Annotated in this window: 11 protein-coding genes and 1 pseudogene; 5 read left to right on the forward strand and 7 right to left on the reverse strand. The window is 58.4% G+C overall.

Going from position 1 to position 26,231, the window contains the following annotated elements; genetic code table 11:
* Positions 1 to 102: 102 nt before the first annotated feature.
* Positions 103 to 13,479, reverse strand: coding sequence for a T1SS-143 repeat domain-containing protein (locus AB8B29_RS34310; RefSeq protein ID WP_439007113.1), 13,377 nt, complete (start codon positions 13,477 to 13,479; stop codon positions 103 to 105).
* Positions 13,480 to 13,889: 410 nt separating this feature from the next.
* On the opposite strand from AB8B29_RS34310, the gene AB8B29_RS34315 reads away from it, so the two are divergent.
* Complete coding sequence (locus AB8B29_RS34315) at positions 13,890 to 14,927, forward strand: hypothetical protein (protein WP_141694093.1); 1,038 nt, start codon at positions 13,890 to 13,892, stop codon at positions 14,925 to 14,927.
* A 342-nt stretch (positions 14,928 to 15,269) separates the two neighbouring features.
* Positions 15,270 to 16,136 carry a transglutaminase-like cysteine peptidase gene (locus tag AB8B29_RS34320; protein WP_245297504.1) on the forward strand — a complete coding sequence of 289 codons (867 nt, stop codon included), beginning with the start codon at positions 15,270 to 15,272 and terminating at the stop codon, positions 16,134 to 16,136.
* Between the two features lie 59 nt (positions 16,137 to 16,195).
* On the opposite strand, the gene AB8B29_RS34325 is transcribed toward AB8B29_RS34320, so the two are convergent.
* Genes AB8B29_RS34325 through AB8B29_RS34340 form a run of 4 tightly spaced genes read right to left on the reverse strand, consistent with a single transcriptional unit; the run spans position 16,196 to position 21,757 of the window.
* Positions 16,196 to 16,816 (reverse strand): ribbon-helix-helix domain-containing protein, encoded by a 621-nt coding sequence (locus AB8B29_RS34325; RefSeq protein ID WP_234903929.1) that lies wholly within the window; start codon positions 16,814 to 16,816, stop codon positions 16,196 to 16,198.
* Positions 16,817 to 16,857: 41 nt separating this feature from the next.
* Complete coding sequence (locus tag AB8B29_RS34330) at positions 16,858 to 18,162, reverse strand: HlyD family type I secretion periplasmic adaptor subunit (protein ID WP_092574555.1); 1,305 nt, start codon at positions 18,160 to 18,162, stop codon at positions 16,858 to 16,860.
* Positions 18,159 to 20,312, reverse strand: a complete 2,154-nt coding sequence (locus AB8B29_RS34335) for a type I secretion system permease/ATPase (RefSeq protein WP_439007114.1) — start codon at positions 20,310 to 20,312, stop codon at positions 18,159 to 18,161. Before AB8B29_RS34335 ends, AB8B29_RS34330 begins: the two co-directional genes overlap by 4 nt.
* 29 nt (positions 20,313 to 20,341) lie before the next feature.
* A complete protein-coding gene (locus tag AB8B29_RS34340; protein WP_092574556.1) occupies positions 20,342 to 21,757 on the reverse strand; it encodes a TolC family outer membrane protein in 1,416 nt (471 codons plus the stop codon).
* Between the two features lie 978 nt (positions 21,758 to 22,735).
* Here AB8B29_RS34340 and AB8B29_RS34345 point away from each other — a divergent pair.
* On the forward strand, positions 22,736 to 23,356 hold the full coding sequence (locus tag AB8B29_RS34345) for a DUF1684 domain-containing protein (protein ID WP_439007115.1): 621 nt from the start codon (positions 22,736 to 22,738) through the stop codon (positions 23,354 to 23,356).
* Between the two features lie 361 nt (positions 23,357 to 23,717).
* Here AB8B29_RS34345 and AB8B29_RS34350 read toward each other — a convergent pair whose 3' ends face one another.
* Entirely contained in the window at positions 23,718 to 23,990 is a 273-nt protein-coding gene (locus tag AB8B29_RS34350) for a hypothetical protein (RefSeq protein ID WP_439007116.1), read from the reverse strand.
* A gap of 203 nt (positions 23,991 to 24,193) precedes the next feature.
* Here AB8B29_RS34350 and AB8B29_RS34355 point away from each other — a divergent pair, with 203 nt between their 5' ends.
* Together AB8B29_RS34355 and AB8B29_RS34360 are read left to right on the forward strand one after the other, a co-directional pair.
* Entirely contained in the window at positions 24,194 to 24,424 is a 231-nt protein-coding gene (locus AB8B29_RS34355; RefSeq protein WP_234903931.1) for a DUF4167 domain-containing protein, read from the forward strand.
* Complete coding sequence (locus tag AB8B29_RS34360; protein ID WP_439007117.1) at positions 24,424 to 25,461, forward strand: fatty acid desaturase; 1,038 nt, start codon at positions 24,424 to 24,426, stop codon at positions 25,459 to 25,461. Before AB8B29_RS34355 ends, AB8B29_RS34360 begins: the two co-directional genes overlap by 1 nt.
* A gap of 135 nt (positions 25,462 to 25,596) precedes the next feature.
* Here AB8B29_RS34360 and AB8B29_RS34365 read toward each other — a convergent pair.
* Positions 25,597 to 25,734, reverse strand: a pseudogene (locus AB8B29_RS34365) (universal stress protein); the annotation flags it as partial.
* Positions 25,735 to 26,231 lie beyond the last annotated feature (497 nt).

Below are 26,231 nucleotides of genomic sequence, written 5' to 3' on the forward strand. Positions count from 1 at the left end.
GCGGCGATTGTCTAAAGATAGTTAGTCGCGGCGGCATCGACTTCAAAAAAAGCGGCGCCTTCAAAAAGCGCCGCTTCGAGATATGGATCCGACAAAAAGGCGTCAGGCGCCAGCGGTCTGCGCATGGGTGGCAAGTTGCTCGTCGTGGTTATTGAACAGCACATGCACGGCGTCGTGCCCCGCTGGCGTGTAGTTCTGCAGCGTGGCCACCACATGGGTCTCCGAACCGGTGTTGACGCTGATCTTCGTCGAATTGGATGCTGTGTCGACCGCCGCCGTCATCGACGCGACTGCACTCGCCTCGGTCATGCCCGGATGATCGCCGACCAGCGCGTTCAAAAGGTTAGAGACATCCAACTTGTCGCCCTCTCCCTTCGGACTGAAGTCGGTAATGACATCGGCCATGTTCAGGTTGTGCAGGGCCTTGGCATCGAGCACGAAGGTATCCGCGCCAGCGCCGCCGGTCATCGTGTAGCCGCCGCCGCTCGTCAACGTGTCGTTGCCGTCGGTGCCGTAGAGTTGGCCGACACCTCTGAAATCGATCTCGGCATAGGCGCCGTCGTGGCTGAGTAAGAAGTCGTTGGCCGAGTAGTCGCCAGTTAGGCCGACGGTGGCAATATGGGCGCCGTCGGTGACGATCAGCACGCCGCCGGTTTTTGCCGCGTTCTCGGTATAGGAGAAGCTTGCCGTTGCAGCGGAGATGTCGCCGAACCGCAAGGCATCGTTGCCATCGAGACCTGCGATCGTGCCGGTAAAAGCAACAGCGTGATCGATGGTGATGGTGGCCTGGGCGTCCGTGCTGAGGCTGATCGCCTGGCTGAACGAGCCGCCGATTTCGAGGCTGGCGTGACCCGACAGCAACACCGTGCCGCGGCCGCTGACATTGCCTTCGAGATCAATGTTCCCGCCATTCGCCCACAGTACGCCCTCATTGATGACGCTGCTGTGTATGTCGAGGCCACCAGCCCCGGTCGCCTCAAGCATGCCGGTGTTGTTCACCGCGTTCACGCCAGTGTCGATAACAAGTGCGTGGCTGCCGTCAGCAATGATCGTGCCCTCGTTGACCAGGCTCAGGTGAGCATCGCCGAGCCGACCGGCACCCGAGATAATGTTGTCGACATTGGTGAGCGTGACACTGTCACCGCTGCCGAAGATGACGTTGTGCGCATCGTCAGACAAGATCACCGTGCCGCCGCCGGTCAGCGTGAGGCCGTGCTGGACAATTTCGAAGGCCGTCTCGCTTCCCATCGAGGCGAGATGGATGCTGCCGGTGTTATCGAGCGTGCCACTGAACGGCATCAGCGCTCCGTTGGCGACCACCATGTCCCCGGCATTGTGTGTTATGACCTCTTCGTTGAAGAGGAAGTCATCCGCCGTAAGAGCCGCGGCGCTGACACCTGCCAAGGTGATGGTCTCACCATTGCCTAGCGTGATGACGGCACTGCCGGATGCATCGCTCGACAGATGGGCCAGAACGTCCGCGAAGCTGTCGAAGCCCGCAAAGCCGATTAGGTCGATCTTGTCATGCGCCACATCGAAGTTGTGCACGACGTCCTCGCCGATAGTATTTGCAAAGACCAGCGTGTCGTTGCCGCTCGATGCGGTGAGCGTATCGTCGCCCGACCAGGCGAAGATCGGCGAACCCTTGGCATAGGCTTCGACATTGTCCGCCACTGTGGCCATACCGGTTGTGCCGTCCGCATTGATCCAGGTCTCTGTGATCTGGAGGACCACCGCGCCGGTTACACCATCGGGCGAGGTCACCGTCAGCGACGACGGATTATTCGTCACGACGGACCAGGTACCATCGGCATTGTGCGTGCCCTCGCTCAGCGTCCAGCCTGCCGGTACTCCGGCAATGCTCATCGTCACCGCACCGACGTGGTTAGACGGATCGCCAAGAGCGAGATTGATCGCCTGGCCGGACATACCGGCCGGCTTGAAATTCACCACATTGCTGTCTGTGCCGGCGTTGCCGGCAAGATCGGCATAGCTGTCTCCCGAAACTGAGGCAGACTTCCAGCCGTTGTTCCAGTTCCAAATACTCGCTGTATAGATGTCCTGACCGGAGGCATTCACGCCGACATGCTTGAAGTCGTATAGTGAGTAATTATTATTTTGAGTGACATCATTGATATTGAACCCAGACACCGCCTCACTGAAGGTGAAAGTCATCACGCCGCTATTCTGCGTGATGACAAGTGTTGGGTGAGTCGTGTCGATCTTGATATCATAGACGTCGCTCGGCGAGAGCGCGGTTGGTACGCCGGCATCCGTGATCGAGGCCCGGAAGTTGTAAGTCGATCCATTCTTCAGCGTCGGTGTGGCAATATCGACGTACCCATTGCTGATATTCGCCGATGTCAAGATGACTACCGGGCCAAGCACAGTCGTATTGTTATAGAGCTGCACCGTATCCCCAGCGACGGCACCGGTTCCGCTCAGGCTCACCCGGATACCAAGGGTGGTATCGTCGGTGATCGCACCATTTGCAAGGTTGCCTTGGATCGGGCCGTAGTTGTCGGTAACGCCGATGATGTTTGGCGCCGACACAGGTTGCTTTGCGCCGTGGACGGACACAACAATATCCTGTGAAGCCGTTCCGTCCACGGAGGCAACTGTCAATTTGTCCGTAACAGTTTGGCCTGCGTTCAATGCCTGCACATTTGCCGCGGAATTGTTGAGCGCGTAGCCCCAAACCCCGGTCGTGGCATTAAATGTGAACGTACCATAGGTCCCATTCAGCGACGATGGTGTTTGGAAATGGTTCTCACCATAGTCCACATCGGCAACGTTCAACACACCGGTGGCCGTCAACTGGCCATTTTCGGTGACCGAGCCGCTTGCCGTGCCGGAGATCGACGCTGCATCGTTCGTGCCATTGACCGTCACCACGACCGTCTGCGTCGTGATACCACCCTGACCATCGCTCAGTTGAACCGTGAAGTTCTCCTGCGGATGGCTCGAAGCCGTAAGCGGATCGGCCTTCGACTGATCCAGGTGATAGGTCCAGTTACCGTTCTGATCGACGCTCAGCGTGCCGTAAGCACCGGTCACGGAGCCGTCGATATTGCCGGTCTGGCCATTGCCGGCGACCAGCGACCACTTAATCGACGGGCCATCCACATCAGCGCCGGTCACATGGCCGGTCGCCGTATTGTGGGCTGTGTCGTTGGCAACATTGACGCCTGCCTCGGTCACACTGCCAATGGCGCTGTCGTTACCGATAAGCTTAATCGTCGGAGCATCGTTCGTACCATTGACCGTCACCACGACCGTCTGCGTCGTGATGCCACCCTGGCCATCGCTCAGCTGAACCGTAAAGCTTTCCTGCGGATGGCTCGAAGCCGTGAGCGGATTGGCCTTCGACTGATCCAAGTTATAGGTCCAGATACCGTTCGAGCTGATGCTCAACGTGCCGTAGGTACCGGTCACCGATCCGTCCAGGTTACCCGTCTGGCCGCTGCCCGCTGCCACCGACCACGTCAAGGACGGGCTATCAATATCAGCGCCGGTCACATGGCCGGTCGCCGTATTGTGAGCGGTGTCGTTGGCAACATTAACGCCTGCCTCGGTCACGCTGCCGGCGGCGCTGTCGTTACCGACAAGCGCAATGGTCGGAGCATCGTTCGTACCGTTGACCGTCACCACGACCGTCTGCGTCGTGATACCACCCTGACCATCGCTCAGCTGAACCGTGAAGCTCTCCTGCGGATGGCTCGAAGCCGTGAGCGGATCGGCCTTCGACTGATCCAGGTGATAGGTCCAATTGCCGTTCTGATCGACGCTCAGCGTGCCGTAAGCACCGGTCACGGAGCCGTCGACATTGCCGGTCTGGCCATTGCCGGCGACCAGCGACCACTTAATCGACGGGCTGTCGACATCAGCGCCGGTCACATGGCCAGTCGCCGTGTTGTGAGCGGTGTCGTCGGCCACACCAATACCAGCCTCGGTCACGCTGCCGGCGGCGCTGTCGTTACCGACAAGCGCAATGGTCGGAGCATCGTTCGTACCGTTGACCGTCACCACGACCGTCTGCGTCGTGATACCACCCTGATCATCGCTCAGCTGAACCGTAAAGCTTTCCTGTGGATGGCTCGAAGCCGTGAGCGGATCGGCCTTCGACTGATCCACGTGATAGGTCCAGTTACCGTTCTGATCGACGCTCAGCGTGCCGTAAGCACCGGTCACGGAGCCATCGACATTGCCGGTCTGGCCATTGCCGGCGACCAGCGACCACTTAATCGACGGGCTGTCGACATCAGCGCCGGTCACATGGCCGGTCGCCGTGTTGTGAGCGGTGTCGTCGGCCACACCAATACCAGCCTCGGTCACACTGCCAATGGCGCTGTCGTTACCGACAAGCTTAATCGTCGGTGCATCGTTCGTGCCGTTGATGGTGATGTCGATCTGCTGGGACGTGCCATCCGCCGTCGTCACCGTGACGATGTCGTGCAGCTTCGTGTTGCTGCCGGTGCTGTTCAGCGCCTGGACGGCACTGTTACTGTTATCCAGCAGGTAGCTCCAGTGACCGTCAGCGCCGATCGTGAAATGACCGTAGCTCGTCGCCACGTTATTTTGCGCCGTAAACGAAGGATTGCTATCGACGTCCGTCGCCGAAAGCACCCCGCTCGCCGCGGGCACCCCGACCGTCCCATTATCGACGCCACCGGCCTCCGTCACGCTGCCAGACACGTCACCCATGATCACCGCAGCATCGTTCGTGCCGTTGATCTTGATGCTGAACGTACCGCTGCTTTTGCTGCCGTCACCATCGGTCAAGGTATATCCGATCGACAGGATCGATGTGTGACCAACTGACAGGGCATCGAATGCAGTTCCGGGTGTGATAGTCACATGGCCTGCGTCGATCGAGATCATCGACGGGCTCAACGTCAAGCCGGCAAGATCACCCGTGGCCTTGACGCTATCGACATGGATCGCACCGCTCGCAGCCGCCCCATCGGCACCGAAAGCGATGGTGCCCGCAGCAAGAGTAAAGGTTGGGTTGTCGTTCTCAAGCATAGACCCAAGCGAAACGGTGCTTGCGATCGGTTTGTCGTCGCTGATGTTGAAGGTCAGTGTCGCGGTATGGCTTTCTCCGTCAATCGGCGCGTCGCTGATTTTAACCGCGAAGTCGTCATGATTGCTCGCGCCGTTCGTTGCCGCGGTCAGCGTATAGATGTAATTGATGGCCGTTGCGGTGACGCTGACGATATGTAGCGTTCCATAAGTGCCCTGAATGTTGGCATTGGCATCACCATGAGCGATGACTGCGCCAACATTGAATGTATGGCCGCCGATTGTCACCGTCGAAGGTGCATCGCCCGCGGTGATCGCAATACTACCCGAATGGACGTTGGCGACGCCGGCCGTCCCCGTTCCACCCTGTAAGCCGCTTTCGCTGACGCTTGACACCAGGCTCGCCGAAGAGATCGTCGGAAGGCTGTCCGTCGCCGACTGAACGACGATGGTTGCGGAACCGCTGCCTAAGGCGACGGAATCGCCGTCGAAATCCGTCGCCGTCAGATATTTCGAGAAGTCGAGCGGCAGCGTCTTGCCGCCGTCGATCGGATGGTACAGGTCGAACGTGGCATGACCACTGGTAGGATCGACAGTCAACGTGAAGACCGTGACGCCTCCGGCCGAGCCGGTGATCGTGTGCCCATCCGCGCTGGCAAGCGTGATGGCCGTGCCGTTGTAGGTCAACCCGGTTCCACCGGTCAGGTTGCCGGAAGAGGTTCCGGCGGTGATCGCGTTCACCGACCAGGCCATCGGGCCGTCGGCGCTGGCATGCACCAGTGAGGTCAGATCCAGAGTCGTCTCGGCGGGGGCATTGGTGGGTATCGTCGTCGTGTCGATGACATGAATGTTGTCGAGTGTGATCGCCCGGGCGGCGTCATGCGGAGAGACTGTAATCGACGTCAGCTGTACGTTGTAAAGAGGGGACCCCGCGGTAACCGAAAAAGTCGTATTGCCGTTAGTTGGTGTGAACGTCGTGGTATAAGTTTTGCCATCCGCCCCGATGCCGATGATAGTGACTGGCTGGGTTGGGGAATGACCCCGCGTGGACTCAGTTATGTCCATCTGGGTGACGACGAACGTCGTCCCCGCGTTGGATGCGAGCACGATATCGCCGTTGTTAGACGACTGACCAGCGTGGCCGTGACCAACGCTGCCTTCAGTAATCGTCAGGCCTGCAGCCGCTGGGGTGACCGTGCTGAAATCGATTATGTATGATCCCGTCGTCACTATCGGCGCATTGATCGCCGTTTCCGAAACACTTGCGGAAACGGAGGAATGATCAACCAGAGTAGGCACATCATCGATCACATCGACCGTAAATCTCTGTGTGCCGTTCGTCGTGTCGCCGTCGCCGTCATGGCCAGCAACCTGGAAGGTTAGCTTGATATCCGCGAGGTTGACCTGACCGTTGACGTCGTCGAGCCCCTTATAGAGCGTGAAGTTGTAGGCACCGCTGGCGTGACTACCGTCTTGAGACAGAGCAACCTTGAAGACCCAGCTCGACTGGTCGGCGGCATCGCTGCCGGTATAGGCGATCAGCGTCATGCCGTCACCGCTGAGCGAGTAGGACAGCGCGTGGCCGCCAGAGCTGAGCTTTGTCGCATCCAGCGTCTGATTGTTGCCGTAGCTCGCGGTGAAATAGCTGCCGTTCGATTGCGCTACGAAGGTAGCAGCATGGGCGGCCGGGCCGTCAGCACCGAAGGCGAGATTGAGCGCAACATCGCCGGTGCTGATGCCCGAAGGCGACAGCGAACCCGAATTGGTCAAAAGATCGTGCTCGACAAGCGTCTTTGCCGAAATGCCACCAGCGATCGAAGGGCCGGCATCGTCGAAATGAATGCTGCTGCCGATAGAAACAGACCTGGCGACGGTGTCGCCGTCGCTATCGGTTGCACTGAGAACCGCCGAGAGCTTATCGGTGAGATCAACCGTGTCGCCATCCGACTTCGACGTGTTCGGGTTAGCAAGCGCCATGTACTGGGCGATGCTGACCTTGCCGCTGTTGTCGATGCGGATCGCAAAGGCGATTTCGCCATCGGCGATCTTGCCGACAACCGTGCCATCGGCAAGCTGCGAAAGCGTGATCGCCTGACCTGCCGTCGTCGTCAAGCCGGAGTCGGCATTGTCGATATGAAGCCTCAGGCTGCTCGTCGCGCCCGACGCATCGTCGGCACCCATCGAAACCGACGGAGAGACGACGTTATGCTGTGCGTAGACTGTCGACATGTGTGGATCGCTGCCGCCGGTGATGCCGGCAAACAGGCTTTTAACTGCATAGGTGGCGCTTACGTCGTTGTCGCCGCTGCCGCTCTCGTCGATGGTGATCGAGCCAGTCAGGGCCAGATCGACCTTCGGCATGTCGTCGACGATCGTGACTTTCAAAGCGCCGGTCAGCGTCGCACTGTCACCGTCGCCGTCAGTTGCCTGGATGACGGAACCGAAGTCGATGGCCGAGATCGAGCTATTGCCGGAGCGCAGATCGTTGCCGGGACCCGCGACATTGTCGAGCTGATCGTATTGCTGGAAAGTGAAGCTACCATCGCCGGACAACGTCAATGACAGGACCGGGCGGTCGAGAAACGGATTGTAGCCGCTGTGGTGATCGTTATCGACATAGCCGATGATCACATTGTTGACGACGGCATAGGAGAGCGCGCCGCCACCCGAAGTCAGATGCAGGGCGGCAAGTGTCGATGCCGCATTGGCAGTGAAGCTGAAGCCGCCGCCGGGTGCTGCGCCATCGGCACCGAAGGAGACGGTGGACGCAACGGAGCCGGATACCGTGGCCGCAAAACCGAGACCGAACAGTGCCGGCTGCGAGGACGATCCGTCATGTGTGCCGTCGAGCGCGCTGTTGCCATGCGACAGGAGATTGTAAATGTCGCCTTCGTCGGCCCTGGCCGCGACGGTTGCGCCGGAGGCAACGGGAACGTCGTCGGTGATGGCGATCGCCAGCGAGCCCTTTGCCGTATCGCCATCGCCATCCGTAACCGTGAAGCCGAAATTCAGCGTCAGGCTATCTTCGGTCGTCGACGACGCCGAATGAACAAGCGGCGCATCAGCGGTGAAGCTATAGGAACCGTCCGAATTGATCGTCAGAACCGCAACGGTGGCATGGCTGGAGGCGCCGGTTGCCGTCCAGGTCGTCACACCGTTCGTCGCAGACGAGGTCCAGCTTACGTTTTCCTGATGGCCGATGCCATGGCTGTCGAGATAGATCGCCTTCAGCGTCGGCAGATTGTCCATCGATACGCTCATGACGCCATCGGCACCGGCAGAGAACAGAGCCCCGGCATTACCGTTGATCGTCTTCGCGTCGGCGGCGCCATCCAGGTTGCCATGCGCCTGCGCATCGTCGTTGAGCGGCGTTGATGTGGTATCGACCTTAAAGGCGATCGGCGCGTCGTCCTTGACGGTGACCGTCAGCGAACCGCTGGCTGTATCGCTGTCACCATCGGTGACCGTGAAGTTGAAGGACAGATCCTGTGTATTTTCCGCAGTCTGGCTTGCCTGATGAGCGACCGGCGCGCTGAGCGTGAAGCTGTAGGAACCATCCGTGCCGATCGTCAGCGTCGCGACCGTCTGGCCGCTGTCCTTGCCGGTCGCGATCCAGATCGTCTCACCGCCCGCCGCAGTCGTCGGGCTGCCCCAAACAACCGACTCGACATGCGCAAATCCGTCCTTGCCGGTATAGATGGCGCCGAAATCGGTCGTCGCTCCGAGCGTGACCTGATGAACGCCATCCGCGCCACCAGTAAAGAGCGTGCCGCTCGTGCCGCTGACCGTATCGGTGTCCGTTACGCCAACTGTGTCGGGATTTCCGCCCTTTAGGGCATCATCGTTCAGCGTCACCCCGGTCACAGTGACGGTGTGTGCCAGCGGCACGTCATCCGTGACATGCAAGGTCAGCGAGCCGGTGGATGTATCATTGTCGCCATCGGTCACCGTGAAGGTGAAGGTCAGCGGCAAGCCTTCTTCCGTCGTGCCGGAGGTTGGGTGGACGAGCGGCGCGCCTGTGCTGAATGTGTAGGAGCCGTCAGCATTGATGGTCAGCGTGGCGACCGTCTCGTGATTTGCGCTGGAAGCAATCCAGGTTGTCGCGCCGCCGGAAATCGTCGGCTTGCCCCAGGTAACGTCTTCCTGCTGTGCGAACCCGTTGGCGTCGACGTAGATCGCCTTCAAAGCCGGCAGGCTGGACTGATCAATCGAGACGCTTGTAAAACCGTCAGCACCAGCGCTGAACAGCGCACCGGCAGCGCCCGAGACGCTATGCACGTTGGCGTCGTTGGCGTCCAGATTTCCACCGATCTGGGCGTCGTCGTTGAGCGGCGAGGCAGTGCTGTCGACCGTATGGGCGATCGGCACATCGTCCTTGACACCAACCGTCAGCGAACCCGTAGCCTTGTCGCCATCACCATCGGTGACGGTGAAGTTGAATGTCAGGGACAGGGTCTCTTCGTCGACTTGCGCGGTCGGATGCGCGAGCGGCGCACCAGTCGAAAACGTGTAGGAGCCGTCGGCATTGATGGTCAGCGTGGCAACGGTCTCATGATGCGCGCTGCTGGCCACCCAGGTCGTGCTGCCGTCGGCAACCGGCGCTTTGCTCCAGATCACGGCTTCCTGATGCGCGACGCCATCCGCATCGGTATAGATCGTGGTCAGCTGCGGCAGATCCGAATGAGCAATCGTGACCCGCTTGAACCCATCTGCGCCCATGTTGAACAGGCTGCCCGATGCGCCGCTGACGCTGTTGTATTCGTCGGCCTGGTCGGAATTGCCCCCGGGGAGCATATCCTCGTTAACGAGGCGATCAGCCGTAGCATTATTGGCGACCGGGAGGCTGTCGGCGACGTTGAGCGTCAGCGAGCCCGTTGCCTTGTCGCCGTCACCATCGGTGACTTCAAAGCCGATCTTGAAATTCTCGTTGTCGGAGCCCTTGTCGTCAGCAAAGGCGCCGGACTGGACATAGGTGTAGCTGCCGTTGGGATGGACGGTTAGCGTGAAGATGACGTGGCCGGAATCCTTGCCGGTCGCCGTGTAGATCGTGTTGCCGGAATCGTCCCTCGAGGTGCTGTAATGCAGTCCTTCCGTGTGCGCGACGCCGTTTTCACCAATATTGATGGCCTTGAGCCCGGTCGGATTGCTGAAAGTCAGCCGCGCGAAGCCATCGGCCCCGGTCGTGAACAGGCTACCCGATGCGCCACTCACGCCGTCGGCATTGCTCTTGGCGCCATCCGTTGGCGTCGCGCCCTCGCTCGGCTGCTCGAGAAGCAACTGGACGGAAGGTGAATTCGTCCCCGAGGAGGTCGACGTGGTATCGTGGAGGACGCCCGAGTCTGCTGTCACATTATTGGCGACCGGAAGGCTGTCAGCGACGTTGAGCATCAGCGAGCCAATTGCCTTGTCACCATCACCATCGGTGACTTCGAAGGAGATCTTGAAATTCTCGTTGTCGGAGCCCTTGGCATCCGCAAAAGCGCCGGACTGGACATAGGTGTAGCTGCCATCAGCACCGACGGTCAGTGTGAATAGGACATGGCCCGATTCCTTGCCGGTTGCGGTGTAGATCGTGTTGCCCAGATTGTCCGTCGTGGTGTTATAGGACAGACCTTCTTTGTGAGCGACGCCATTGACATCGATGTAGATGCCCTTGAGGCCGGTCGGATCCGTGAAGGTAACCTGCTGGAAGCCGTCAGCGCCGGCGGTAAACAGGCTTCCCGATCCGCCACTGACGGTGTCGGTGGCGCCCTCCGACGGTGTCGGCCCTTCGCTGAGCTCGGCGATTGGGCGGAGCGGCATTTGCTCAGCCGCCGTGTCGTAAAGGCTGCCTGTGCCAACGGTGACATCGCTGGCGACAGGCTTGTCGTCGGCGACAGTGACGGTGAAGGTGTTCGTGGCGCTATCGCCGTCAGAATCGGTTGCTGTGTAACCGAAAGTCAGCTTGATGGCGTCCGAGCCCTTGGCGTCGTCGAGCGACTGCACGAGGGTGAAGTTGTAGTGGCCGTTGTCGGTGTCCGACACCGTCGCGTAGAAGACGATGTTCGAGCCGACCACACCCTTGGCATCTGCAACCGTCGTCGGAGCGGCCTCGCCGGTATAGCCAACCAGAGTGCCGTCGGCCAGCAGCACCGTATGGACGGCAAGACCGTGCGAGCTCAGCGCTTCACCATCCTGGCCCTGCGCCGCGACCGTTGCACTGGTGAAGGCAACCGAACGATCGCCGGCGCCCGACTGGTCGGTGTTGGCATTGTCTGCGCCCCAGGAGATGTTGAGCGAGCCGGTGGTGACGGCGTCGGTCCCGACATGCGGGTTCTCGTTGCCGCTTGCCAACGCGCCTTCCGTGACCGAGCCTGCATCGCCGGTTGCGGCGACAGGCTTGTCGTCGGCGACAGTGACGGTGAAGGTGTTCGCGGCGCTATCGCCGTCAGAATCGGTTGCTGTGTAACCGAAAGTCAGCTTGATGGCGTCCGAGCCCTTGGCGTCATCGAGCGACTGCACGAGGGTGAAGTTGTAATGGCCGTTGTCGGTGTCCGACACCGTCGCGTAGAAGACGACGTTGGATGCGGAGATCGCCGTCGGAGCGGCCTCACCGGTGTAACCAACCAGAGTGCCGTCGGCCAGCAGCACCGTATGGACGGCAAGACCATGCGAGCTCAGCGCTTCACCATCCTGGCCTTGTGCCGCGACCGTTGCACTGGTGAAGGCAACCGAACGATCGCCGGCGCCCGACTGGTCGGTGTTGGCATTGTCTGCGCCCCAGGAGATGTTGAGCGAGCCGGTGGTGACGGCGTCGGTCCCGACATGCGGGTTCTCGTTGCCGCTTGCCAACGCGCCTTCCGTGACCGAGCCTGCATCGCCGGTTGCGGCGACAGGCTTGTCGTCGGCGACAGTGACGGTGAAGGTGTTCGCGGCGCTATCGCCGTCAGAATCGGTTGCTGTGTAACCGAAAGTCAGCTTGATGGCGTCCGAGCCCTTGGCGTCGTCGAGCGACTGCACGAGGGTGAAGTTGTAGTGGCCGTTGTCGGTGTCCGACACCGTCGCGTAGAAGACGACGTTGGATGCGGAGATCGTCGTCGGAGCGGTCTCGCCGGTATAGCCAACCAGAGTGCCGTCGGCCAGCAGCGCCGTATGGACGGCAAGACCATGCGAGTTCAGCGCTTCACCGTCCTGGCCCTGTGCCGCGACCGCTGCACTGGTGAAGGCAACCGAGCGATCGCCGAGGCCTGACTGGTTGCTATTTGAGCTGTCTGCGCCCCAGGAAATGTTAAGCGAGCCGGTGGCCGCCGCTGCGCCTGTGTCATGGCTTAGGGCTGCGTTGCCAGAAGCCAGGGCCGCCTCGGTGACCGAACCCGCAGTCCCTGCGGCCGCAACCGGCACGCTGTCTGTAATGTCGACACTCGCGACTGACGCAACCGTATGGCCGCTCGTGTCGGAGACCGTATACCGGAATTGAAGCTGAAGCACATCGCTCGACGCATTGGCACCCCGAGGATGGTCCAGGGCAGCGAGCTGGGTAAAAGTATAGTCGCCGGTCGAAGCGTTGAATACCAGCGTGAAGACGGTGAGGCCATTGGCGACGCCGGTGACGGTCTGTCCGCTCTGGGTGACGACAACGGGAATGCCGCCGGAGGTTAGACCCGACAGCTGCTGCGTGCCGCTGCCGGTGATTTCTGCCTCTCCGACCAGCGTGACGGTCGTGATCGCGGCATTATTGCCGCCGAAGCCGAAGCGGCCGGTACTGCTGGTCGTAAGGAAGGCGCCAGTGCTGCTGCCGCTTTCGATCAGCGAAGCCGTTTCGGTCGCCTGCTGATCGATGAACGGAACACGAGTCTGGGTGCCGGACAGATTGGCGCCGTTACCGCCGCCGATTATGTCGCCGGGACCGAGAAGGCCAATCAGGTTAAGCGGCGTACGGGCATTCCCAGCCTGGCTGTCCGTGAACTGGTGGCCGGAATCCGTGCTATTGCCGGCGTGAACCGAACCGTCGGGACCTTCAGCAACGTTGATACCCTGCTGCTGCAGTGCGGCGACGACGGCCTGCTGCGGCAGTGTGACTTCACCGATCAGGAAGGTTGGAACGTGCAGCGCTCCATTGATAATGATAATGCGCGTACCGTCAGCCTGGACGAGAACAAGATTACGTCCCTCGACATGAATGTCGTCGATGGAGGTATTCGGCGGCAGATGGACCACATTGCCATTGTCGGGCACGATCTGGACCGGCTGACGAGCGACGGCGTTTTGTGGGTCGTTGGCGCTCAGGCGCCCCGTCTTGCCATTCGCCTGCTGCTCCTCGGTTTGTGCCACCTCGAACGCAGCGACATCAGCATTCTGCGACAACGGCAGCAAATGATCGGAGCTGATATCGGCTGCAACGCTCGCATCCCGGCCACCTGATGCGAAATCATGCGAAGCAGCTTCGTGGTCTACGGTCGAAATGCGCAAGTCGTCCATGGATCTGGTTCCCGGTGTTTCGTAATGTGCCGCAATCAATTACGGGAACCGGTTGATTGCAATACTTCGTTAACCTCGCTGATATAGCCGGTTATGCACCGTCGCAGAATTATTTTACCGATGGTTAACTCACCTAAAGAACACCTTGTTAAGTGTACTGCTTGACTTTACGTCAGCCGCGGTGTGCTAATGCGACGTTATAGGCTGTTGCAGTCTGACGTTGAGAATCGGGGGGAGTAGTTGTGCCGTTTGCGATCAGCCTTTCGTTAAGTTTTTTGTCCGAGTGGCTGCAGCGAAGACCGCATGGGCGACCAGCACACAGTGCAACCTTCATCCTCTGTGCCGGCCTCGCCGGCTGTCAGATGGACGGCGTCGGATTGGAGAACAACGGCAAGAAGGACGAGATAAAAATGCCGTCCACTGCCATTGAAGAGACCTATGGCGGCGACAGCGGCGCGGAAATCACGCTATTGCTGCGCAAGGGTGCCGCCGGTCTCTATGAAGGTCCGGCCCGCGATGTTCGCGACGGGGCAGTGCTTGGCGTCGGTGAACTCGGCAACAATCAAGTTCGGTTGCGCGTTAAGAATGTCGGCCCGGGACTTGCCGGCGTTGTCGCACAGGTCACGGCGGCCAAGGGTCGGAATGCAGCCCTGATCGTCAGTTATCTGCCGCCGGCCGAGACGGCTTCCATCGCTGCCATTCCACCCGCCCAGCGTCCCCCATTGCTTAACCTTGCGAGTGCAGCAACCGGCGGAGACGTCTTCAATTTGGCCTCGGATGAAATCGACAGCGCGACGGAGGGCGTGAAGGCGGCAGCACCTGCAGGCCACAAAAAGGTTTCGGCGCTGGTGCCTGCTGATTTTTCCCAATCCGACGCTACGAGATTGGGCAACGCCCTCTGGAACAGTGGCAACACCTTCATGGGCCTTGGCCGTTACGGCGCAAGTGATCAGTCCGCCGATATCTTCACCAAGAATCGACCGCTCATTCAGTCGGCCGAAATCGTGGTCATTCTCGGCAACACCCCGGAAATCGGCGCGGTGGCAAGCGCCGCGCGCAGCGCAGCCATTCCCGGCCAGGCGCTGGTCGGTACCAACAACTGGCCGCAATCGGTCTATGCGACGCCGGCTGTGACCGGCGCCTTTATCGCGACGGACGACACGCAAAGCAGCGGGCTCATCGCCGAGCGCTACCAGCGCCATTTCAATCGCCCGCTGACGACCTACGGCTCCTATGGTTACGACGCCATGGCGATCGCCTCGGGCCTCATCCGTTCCCAGGGGCCGCAAGCCATCACCGCAGGCAATTTGAGGAACAAGGTCGGCTTCCGTGGCACGACCGGGCTCTTCCGCTTCAATGCCACCGGTCAGGTGGAGCGCAGAATGGTGATCAATACGATCAACGATGGCAAGCTGAAGGTTTCCACACAACCCTCACAGTCGTTCTGAAGCAGACAGGCTTCATTGAGCATAATAGATACTGAGACCCGCTGTCACCATGACGGCAGAGCTGCGTTATCCACTCTTGCGTCAGGGTGGGTCACTTCGTTACCCCTGTCGAGATCATGCTTAATGATTTTCCATTGCATTCCGTACAATTTTATACTTATTTGATCCCTTAATTTATACTTAATTTATCCATGTATTCGAACGTCATATTCAGGAATATCGCGCAATATTCTCTCAATCAGGGAGAGTTGAGCGCTAATGGCACACAAGAACAGGAAAAATATACTTTCAGCACTTACCGCAGCTTCCTTTGCCTTCGGTCTTTCGTCACCGACCATTAGCATGGCAGCGACCGACGATACCGTCAGCCCCGTTGTCAAGCTTTTCCAGGACCCACTGGTCGATACTGCCATCGATCTCTTCGCGCCAACCTTCAGAAACGCGGCAAAGGCCATCAGCGGCATCGACGCCGCGGCATTGAACAAGAGCCTCGCGGTTGCGCCGGGCGGCCTTCCGCACAATGACCGGACTGCGTCTGAGCCGGTACCTCCCACAAAGCCGAGCAACGCTCCTTTGGGCAACTCAGTGTTCGGCACCGTCGCCATTCCGTTCAAACATCTTGCCGCGCTTGACAATTTCGCCGGCCCGCTCGCGGAAATCCGGTCCGGCAAATCACTCGATTGCGCTGCAGGTGGATGCAATGCAGCCGAAAGCGCCATCGCTGAGGCTGAAACAAGGATTGCCGGCGCGTCGATCCGCGACAAGATTAATACCGTCAATTACACGGTTAACCATGCCATCCGCTACGCCAGCGACATGGACACCTATCATGTGGCAGATTACTGGGCGAAACCAAGTGAAGCACTGTCGCATCAGCAGGGCGACTGCGAGGACTACGCTATCTTGAAGATGGCCGCACTCTATGAGGCTGGCGTCGATCTCGACCAAATGACACTGGTCGTCCTATTCGACCAGCAGCGGCATTTCTACCACGCCGTCCTGTCGGTCTCCGTCAGCGGTAATAATCTTATCCTCGACAACATGCGCGACGAGGTCTTGTCCGACAAACGGATTGCAGGATATCTGCCTCTCTATTCGATCGTTACCGGTCGCGGCTATCTGCACGGCTCGCGCGATCCTCGTGCACAAGGGGTTGTCGCCGCAGTGCCGCTCACGAAGGTGGTCCCCGGCGAAGGCGAGGTTCACTAGCCGAACACGCTTCCAGGCCTTCCGAAGCAAGCTTCGCGCATAACAAAGCGATGGCATTCTCAGTAGACGGAAAGATAACCGATCAGCATCAACGCCTCGTGCGTCGGCGCCAACGCCAGACTGATCTGGCCCTTCAGCGATTGCGAACCGAAGCCGATCTTGAAGCCGGTGTTCACCGTCTTGCCACGATTGACCGATAGGATGGAAAGGACCTCTTGGATCTGGGTGTCAATCGACAGGCGTAGCGTGCGCGCCGTCTGCTGAACATCATCGATCAGCGGCAGGCGATGACGCAGCATCTTCAAGAAGGCATCGTTGAAGAGCTTGATCCCTCGCTCTTGCGTCAGTACCACTGCGGGTGTCGGCGACGCCTGAAGGACGGCGTTGAGATTGGTTAGCGATGCGATATCTTCGACGGCATTGAGGCGACTTAACGCCCATTTAAAGCTCAGCACCCGCAGTAAGGACGTGAGATTGCCAGTCTCTGGCATTTCTGCCGCCGTGTTGGAAACCAGGTCACCGATGCTGATGCCGCCGGCCTCCGACATTCGTCCGAGGCCATCCCAATAGATTCCCTCCAGTCGAATGCCACGACGCTCGCCGCCACCGGTTATGGCGCGGAAGCGTGGCTCCAGTTCATCACCGTCGACCGATGGAAGGGCTTCCTCCCGGACTATCATAGCAGCGTCTTCCTTCCCGCCTCCTTTGCGCATGACTGTCCTCACCGTTCCGTCAGCGCTTCGGAGCGCGCCTTGTTAATCGGCTTCATCAGATAGGCCAGGATCGTTTTGCGGCCGGTCATGATCTCGGCCGAAGCCACCATGCCTGGGATAATCGGATAGTGCTTGCCGTCGCGTTCCAGCGCCGATTTGTCGGTCTTGATGCGCACGAGGTAATAGGTTTCGTTCTTGTCCTTTTCGACAAGGCTGTCGGCGGAGATGTTGACGACCTTACCGTCCAGAGCGCCGAAGATCGAGAAATCATAGGCCGAGATCTTGATGACCGCCGGCTGGCCGATGCGCACGAAAGCAACGTCGCGTGGCGAAATCTTCGCCTCGATCAACAGAATGTCCGCTGTCGGGACGACGCCGGCGATGACCTTGCCGGCGTCGACATATGCGCCGATCGTGTTGACCTCCAACGTATTGACGATGCCGTCGACCGGAGAACGGATATCCGTATGCTTGACCCGATCGGACGCCCCGCGGATTGTCTCGTCGACGACGGAAAGTTCCGACAGTGCTTGTCCCTTGTCGGTAAGGGCCTGCTGTCGCAGCTGCAACCCTAGATCGGCGACCTGTAATGTCGCCTCATTTATGGCCGCATGCAGACGATCGAGACTTTCGACATAGACTTTAAGCTGCCCTTGCAGGTCGACAAGGTCTCGCTGGACCTTGAGGACCTCCGTTTGAGCAACGAGCTTTTTCTCACCGAGCGGCCTCAGCAGATCATATTGCTTTTGGGCGCCGACAATATTCTGCGTCAAGCGGTCTATGTTGGCGCGGGCTTCGTCCAGCTCGTTCTGATGTTGCTTCAGACGCTGATGGAGAACATCAAGCTTGTTCTTGTAGGAAGCGCGATCTGCCTCGAAGAGCTTTTCTTCGTTATCGCAGACAGTTTTTGCGGTAGCAAGAATATCGGCGGGGCAGACGAACTGTGCGTCGAAGGCACCCGCCTCCTCCAGGGCCAGGCGCTCTACTTTGGCGCCAAGCGAGCGAGCCTTGGCAACCGATTCGCCGAGCGTCGATGCCGTCGTTGTATTGTCGAGCTGGACCAGCATATCGCCCTTGTGGACGACCTGTCCGAGATTGACATTGATCTGTTGGACGATACCGGGCTCAGAGGATTGTATAATTTGCGTCTTCGATACCGGTATCACCTTCCCCTCGCCGCGCGCGATCTCGTCGATGTCGGCAAAGGCCGCCCAGGCAACAAAAGCGACGATCATCAAGGCACAGAGGCCAAGGATCAGACGGGCAAAGAATGGGGGATTGTCATGGATATTGCGGTGAGAGGCACGCATCATTGCACTGCCTTGCGCTGCATCGCCTCGATGACTGCATTTTTGGGCCCATCGGCGATGATGCGGCCCTTGTCGATGACGATCAGCCTGTCGACCAGCTCCAACATGCTATGACGATGGGTCGCAACTAGCAGCGTCGTTTGCGGGCCGAACGCATTGCTCAGCTTGCTGATAAGGTGGCGTTCGCTCGCCAGGTCCATCGCGCCCGACGGCTCATCCAGGAAGACGATCCTCGGGCGGGTCAGGAGCAGGCGCGCGATAGTCAATGCCTGCTTCTGGCCGTTCGACAGGTTTGCACCGCGCTCGCCAACCGGCATATCGAAACCGCGGGGGTGTACGGAGACGAACTCCTCAACGCCGGTCATTCGTGATACCGCCAGAAGCTCGTCATCGGTGGCATCGGCCCGGCCGAGCAGCAGGTTCTCCTTTACGGTGCCGGAGAACAGGTCCGACGACTGGCCAGCGACAGCGACGGCGGCACGCACCTCCGCCACATGATATTGGCGTATATCGACCCCATCGATCAGCACGCGGCCGCTGACCGGCTGAAACAGACCGTCAAGGAGCCTGCCCAGGGTCGTCTTGCCCGAACCGATGCGGCCAATGATCCCGATCTTTTCGCCAGGTGCAACCGTGAAGGACAGCTGATTGAGGACCGCCTGGTCAGAGCCCGGATATTGGAAGGAAACATTCTGGAAGCTGAATCCGCCGCTACTGATCTGCCGGTTGACAAAGCCGGCGGTCGACGGGCGGTCATCAGGCTGCTCCATGATCTTGTCGAGAATGCGCAGCGACATGGTGGCCTGGCGGAAGCGCGCCAGCGTCATGGCGATCTGCCCGAAGGGCGCGCCGGCGCGACTCGCCAACATGACGGTTGCAACGATCGCGCCCATGGCGATTTTCCCGTCGGCAAATTCATACGTACCCGCAATGACGATGAACACGCTGACCATTTGTTGCAAAAACATCGTCATGTTCATGGCGTTCGACGAGATGTGCTTAATATCCTCGCTGGTCCGGCTCGAATATTTCGTCAGCTCCTGCCAGCGGCGCAGCATCGTCGCCTCGGCGCGGAGGCTCTTCAATGTCTCGATCGTCGAAATCGTCTCCACAAGCAGCGACTGGCGGCGTGAGGCTTCGTTCGTTGCCGTTGCCATGCGCTTGCCAATTTGGGCCTGTGCCACGAGGCCGATTGCCACCGAAAGGATGAAAGCAACGGCCGGAATGATCACGAGCCAGCCGGCGATCAAATAGATGACGACAAGGAAGATCACGACGAAGAGGCTATCGATCAACACCCCGATCGTGTTCGAGGTGAAGAACTCGCGCACGAATTCATATTGCGTTACGCGATTGGCATATTCTCCAGTCGACAGCGGGCGGGACGCCAGCGTCGAGTTGAGAATCTTGTCGAAGATCAACTGCGACAGCCGCAGATCCGCCTTGCGGCCTGCATAGTCGATCAGCGACGCTCGGGCTGTCTTCAGCAGAAAATCGAAAAGATAGGCCAATGAGATGCCGGCGGTCAGGACCCAGAGCGTTGGAAATGCCTTGTTCGGCAGGACCCTGTCATAGACATTCATGGTGAAAAGCGGCGATGCCAGTGCGATGACGTTGATGAACAGTGCCGCTAACATGACGCGGGCATAGGTGCGCCAATAGGGTACCAGCGCCGTTGCCAACCAGTGCCGTTTCTCGATCTCCATAGCGTGGCCGACGCGCGCATCGTCCGAAGAGTTCTGATAGTAGAGTGTGAAGGCGAATGCCGATCGCGGGTTGAGCGCCGTGAGTTCGTCCTGCGTCAGGCAGGTCACTGTCCCGGCGAGGGGCGTGAGTTCAGTAATGTAAGAACCACTTTCGGTCGTTTCGAGCAACGGCAGAACACCGCCATCAGCAAAGATGACGATGGCCGGACACTCGAAATTGCCCAGCCGACAATCTCGTTCCGTATGCTTCAGGACCTGCAGACCGACGCGCTCAGACAGCCGTTCGATATCGTCCAAATCCATGGCTTCCAGAATTTCATCCGGGACGCCCGAAAACAGCACAGTATCCGAGTTCGGACGACCGTAAAACGCAGCGACAGATTTAAATGCCGATTTGAATGTCAGCAGCGATACGCTCGCAGATACGCCAGGTGCTACGTTCAACATGACGTACTATCCAATGCGGATTGTAACAATTAACGAATCGGCTCGAGCAGATCCATCGGCAGGCCGGGCTTCTGGTGCGAGTCGTATTTGGGATATCCAGGATCGGCCGTATTCGACGAAACAGCGAACTGATCACGGGCATAAGGCGTCGCCTGATCGACCGGCTTCAGCTTCATCGTCGACAGCAGGCTGCCCGATGCGGCAAGGATCTTGTATTCTGCAAAGAGTGACGCCACTTCTGCCGTCTTGGCCAAAACCTCGGTGTTGAAGCGGGTGTTCTGGGCATCCAGTAGATCAAGCAGCGAGCGCTGACCGACCTTGAATTGCTCGCGATAGGACGTGACGAGCTGAGCGTTTGTCTTTTCCTGCCCATCCAGGATATGCGCCAGCTGACCTTGGTTGGTACGCTCGTTCCAAGCGGAGCGGACGGACTCGTCGACCTCGCGGTAGGTCTGGCTCAGCGCAAAACGCTGTTCGGAGGCGCGACGAACCAGCTCCTGTTGATGGGCCGTATCTATGCCACCATGATACAGGTTCCATTTGGCCACGACCCCCACCTGGACATCGCTTGTGTTACCCTTGTTGCCGTCGACATCGTCACCAATACGGGCGCTGCCGACAAGGTCCAGCCGCGGCAGGAATGCAGACTTGGAACCGCGCACGTCGGCGTCCGCAGCATTGACATCAGCTTTGGCCGATGAGATCTGTGGATTGTTCTTTTGAGCGATGAAGACCGCGTCATCCAACGTCTTGGGCAGGTATCGCGCGACGGAAGCCGGGCGATCCGCATTGCTGATCGACTCGCCGACAACCTGAAGAAAACGGATCTTCGTCGCGTCGAGCTCCTTCTTTGCTTCCTGAAGGCGAGCATCAGCGGCCTGCAGGCGTTCACGTCCCTGAAGACGATCGGCGTCGGTGAGGGCCCCGCCCTTGATGCTATCCTCGATATTGCCGACCATCTGCTTGTGGAAGGCGACGTTCTTTGCAGCAGCCGCGACGATCTCCGTCTGCAGCAGATATTCAAGATAATCCTGAGTTACTTCCAGCGCCAAAGCTTCCGACCGCTGTTGGACGCGGAAGGATGCACCGTCGACACGGGCCGCCTGCTTGTCCTTCTGCGCCTTGCGGTCGCCGCCGTCAAATAAAGTCTGCGTAATAGTCAAGCTTACGTCAGCAGGATTCAGGTACTCATTGGTGCGCGACAAAGCTCCTGATGTGACATCCGACAGTCTCCTCCGACCATAACCGGACTCGAGATCGACAGACGGCAAGTAAAGCCCCCTCGCCTGACGTAATTGAAACTCGGTTGCTTCCCGATTCTGCGCCGCTTGCATGATTTGCGGATTGGTTTTCATTGTCTTTTCAATTGCCTGCTGCAATGTCATAGCGCCAGCAGAACCACTTGATAAAGAAGTCACGGCCATCGAAATCCCGATTGCCGCCATCAATCGCATCTTATAAGCCAAAACCACGCCCTTCCCCAAATTATACTTCAAAGATACATTTTATAAATCTTATTCACCTACAAGCGTAGACGACATCACATCTACTTGTAAAATAGATTTCGATGCAATCTCCTGAAACAGTTAATGTCGGGGAGTGCAAGCCTTGATGGCATCAATCTATTGACTATTTTTGGTTATTAACACTGTTAACGCAATGTGTCGCATGATCGCAACAATACTAATATTCAGCCATACAGAGAATGTACATGGTTTTTAGCCAGCGATACGCGCGGAAAACCAATTTAAAACGATCTTAAGACTGGAAATATTAGAAACCGCTCATCGGCGCGCAAATGCTCCCAGGAGTTGGGATGTTCTGACGACTGTTACTTCGGGTCTCTCGCATCACTCGCTGCATCGCACGGTTCTGCAACCAGACCGCAACCGCAGACCGTCTACAGAGAGCCGAGGCGGGTCGATAAAGGGTAAATCGCAGCGCCGATAGATTCTTCTTGAGCTAATTTAGGCTTGAGCGAAGAATCACCATGGCTTTTCAAAGCTGCAAATTCATCGCCTGCGTACCGGCTCTGAACAATGCCCCTGTCAAGGTCCCCCGCAACAATTTGAAATTGTTAGGAAAATCGGAACATCCATGGCGCGATGGGCGACGCCGATATGACCGCTAAATTCCGAAAGAACAAAATATTTTTCAATGGCTTAAATCCGGTATCCACGGGGTCACCCTTGGATGCTTTTTCACAGCCGTGGCCATCGTCGTTGAAGATATGACCGAACTCGCCTTCAATATGCCGGAAGATTTTTAGCTGTGGTCTGGTCCTTGCTGACATGCCGCCCCAAATACGCGTCGTAAGTAGTCACGTAGCCACAGCAAACCGGCAAATAAATAGTTACGCCGAGATGGTTGGGCTTGCGCTTCGATAAACGAGCGACGTAATTTCCGACATGGGAGGAAATGATTTGAACGAAACACTACAACTGTGGGAGTGGCGCGAGAAGATCGCAAATCTCTATTACGAGGTCCGTTCCAACCCAAACGCGGCTGCTGCCTGGCGGCTTTGGTGTGACACCCGTTCGACCATGTTTCGCGACCATCCTCAGTCGCCAATTGAATCGGCGGACCGCAAGACGTTTGAGGGACCCACTACATTTCCTTTTGATCCCTCGTTGCGCCTGACGGTTCAGCTCGTTCCGGTAACGTCGGAACGGATAACCGTCGCAACAGGAGACGACGGTGACCTCTCGATGTATACGTTCGCCCGTACGAGCGGGCTGGGGGCCAGATTGGGCGGAGAATTGACGCTCTACTGGATTGAGGGGTACGGCGGTGGCGTATTCCTGCCGTTTGCCGACGCAACCTCCGGGACCGAGACCTATGGCGGTGGCCGATATCTCCTTGACACCATCAAGGGAGCGGATCTCGGAGTTGCCGGTCCAGACGGCACACTAGTGCTCGATTTCAACTTTTGCTATTTTCCTTCGTGTGCCTATTCGTCCCGCTATGTCTGCCCATTGGCGCCATCGGGCAATCGACTGAAAGGCGCAGTCAGAGCCGGGGAACGGCTTCCTATCTCGACATGATAGGTGTCAGGGCCAGGAGTCTGAATGTTCGCATTCGGCCATTCAGAGGTCGTGAAGGAAGCCAGTGATTTTGAAGGGACGAAATCCACCCCACCCGAACGGAGGCGATTGTTTTTCTCCTGGTGCTCGGCAAGCGCCAGGTCAGCGTTCTTCCAACATGCATGGAGGAAACAATCCGCGCATGTCCGGTTGCCTTGGTATTTAATGCTACCACCGCCATCGCGAACGGTCATGATAACCCGATACTCTTTGAGAGTCCTCATCGATTTCCAGGTCAATATTCGGAAAGATGTCGGTCGGAAACAGTTTCTCGTCGAACCAAAGCCCGTTGGGTTCAATGCCAGCTTTGTACCGGTCAAAGTTACCTAAATATCTGGCTGGCGATGGTTTGAGCGATGAGACAGAAGCTGCGGGTCTGATCATTCCATATTCGTAAACTTCCGAAGTCCGCATAACGGGCCACGACGGCGTGATCCAGCAGCATTTCTCCTTCTCCGCCCAACGAAGAGGAGATTTGAAGATTCGGACAGGAGATGCGCCAAAGATTCTCCAGGCCAGCAAGCTCGCGTCGCGCATCATCGATCAGGTTCCGAAGCAATAGCCGTTCCTGGTCGCCTGCGGCATTTGCCAGCAACCATCTTCGGCCCCACCCCTCTCACGCGGATAGCTACCTAGCGTGACTTGAAACGGCTCACGTGGCGACTTATGTGTAATCCAGGGCCGCGACGCCGCGCCACAGGCGGCGATATCATTGGCGAAAGCCGGCATCAGTCGCTGTCAATCATTCCCGATTTACGACCTTTAAGGAGCAAGCCTTATCGAGGCTTGAACTGTTACTTGAATTCACCACGCTATAATTCCCGCGGCCCAGGACATAAGCCGGCCCGCGCGCTTGCCGCTCCCGCAGCGCACACGATCTCCGGGGATCTCAAACGACGATATGAGCAATATATGCTCCTGGCGCGCGAAAGCGCCCAGGCCGGCGACCGGATCGAGGCCGAGAACCTCTATCAGCACGCCGAACATTACTACCGCATGGCTGCCGCGCAGAAGGCAGGTCGTGGATAATGAGCACACCGTTATTACCCCAGTCTGCCGACGGTTCGGACGAAAAAGCCTGGCTGAAAATCCTCGCGAAATACCGCACGCCGCATACAGGCCGCAGCACCTTCGAACTGCTGATAACTGCCGTTCCCTTCGTCGTCTTCTGGATGCTGGCCTGGTTGGCAGTGCATTATGGCTTCTGGTGGGGTCTGATCCTGATTGTTCCTGCCGCAGCATTCTTGCTGCGCCTGTTCATGATCCAGCACGATTGTGGCCACGGCTCCTTCTTCGCACGCCGTCGCTTCGACGATTGGACGGGGCGTGTTCTTGGCGTCCTCACTCTCACCCCTTACGATTACTGGCGCAAGGCACATGCAGCGCATCATGCCTCCGCCGGAAATCTCGACGAGCGCGGCGTCGGCGACATAACCACGCTCACCGTGGGCGAATACAACGCACGCTCCCGATGGGGGCGGATTCGATATCGTCTCTATCGACATCCCTTGGTGATGTTCGGCATTGGACCCGCCTGGCTCTTCCTGTTCCAACAACGCCTGCCAGTCGGTATGATGCGCGACGGTGTCCTCCCCTGGATGTCGACCATGGCCACCAACGTCGCGGTGGCGGCGATCGCAGCCCTGATGATCTGGGCAATCGGCCTCGGGTCTTTTCTCCTCATCCACCTGCCGATCGTTCTGTTGGCTGCGGCTGTCGGGGTCTGGCTCTTCTACGTGCAACATCAGTTCGAGGAGACGCACTGGTCGAAAGAACCGGAATGGCAGTTTCCGAAAGCTGCCTTGCATGGCGCCTCCCACTATGATCTCCCGCTCATCCTGCGGTGGTTAACCGGCAATATCGGCATTCACCATGTGCACCATCTCTCCAGCCGGATCCCCTATTATCGGCTGCCGGAAGTGTTGCGAAACCATCCGGAACTCGGCGACATCGGCAGGATCACGCTGTGGCAAAGCCTGCGCTGCGTGAAGCTGGTTCTATGGGACGACCGCAGTCGAAGGTTGGTTTCGTTTCGCGAGGCTGCCAGGATCACAGGCGCGGGTTAGCGACCTGCTTTCAAGATCAATGGACATTGGTGAACGACCTGGTTCGCTGAAAACGCGAAAAGGTTATGGAAATCAGCTTCACCAACGGATGGCGCACAGTGTTCCCTGATGGCGGTCGCAACCAGACGTCGGGCCTCATGCGGTGGGTCGATGAACGGTTATGCAGGTCACAGGGCATCGATGGGCGATCTTTGTCGACACGCTGCCAAGGATGAGTTGCGAAAGGCTGGAGAGACCTCTTGCGCCGCAAACGACCACGTCAGGGGTCTCATCCTCAACTTCCCGTTGGTCGGGAGCCTCGCTACCCTACCCTCGGCTTGATTCGAAAAATCCGCCTTCGCGCCAGACAACTGCTCAACAACAAAGCGGAGGTACAGAAGGCAGCTCATTCCTGACTGCTACTTGTTTTCAAGCGGTCCTCGTCGTAGCGAAAAGGTGCCATCCCAGCCCGGCTAACGCCAAGCCGACCACTCCACCCGGCACCCGTTAAATATAGTGCACTTGCACGCGGATTAGATTGATCTCCATCAATGCTGGTTTTCGGCAAATAAAAAATATCTCTTTCAGTTTGTGATTGTTTTGTTCGTAGCAAGACATCTTAACGCGGTCGCTGCGGGGATCGTCAAACGCCGGGATTAACGAGCTACGCTTCAGAGCAAAATATAGTCGAACACAGGCTCAACGCCCTATCCCATAGCCGGGGCCTCGAGAGGTGCTCAAGGCTTTCAGGCTGACTTCCAATCGATAGTCATGTTCTCATGCCCGCTTGG

Origin of the sequence: Rhizobium sp. 11_C7_N12_5 (genome assembly GCF_051811145.1) — a bacterium.
Lineage (GTDB): Bacteria > Pseudomonadota > Alphaproteobacteria > Rhizobiales > Rhizobiaceae > Rhizobium > Rhizobium lusitanum.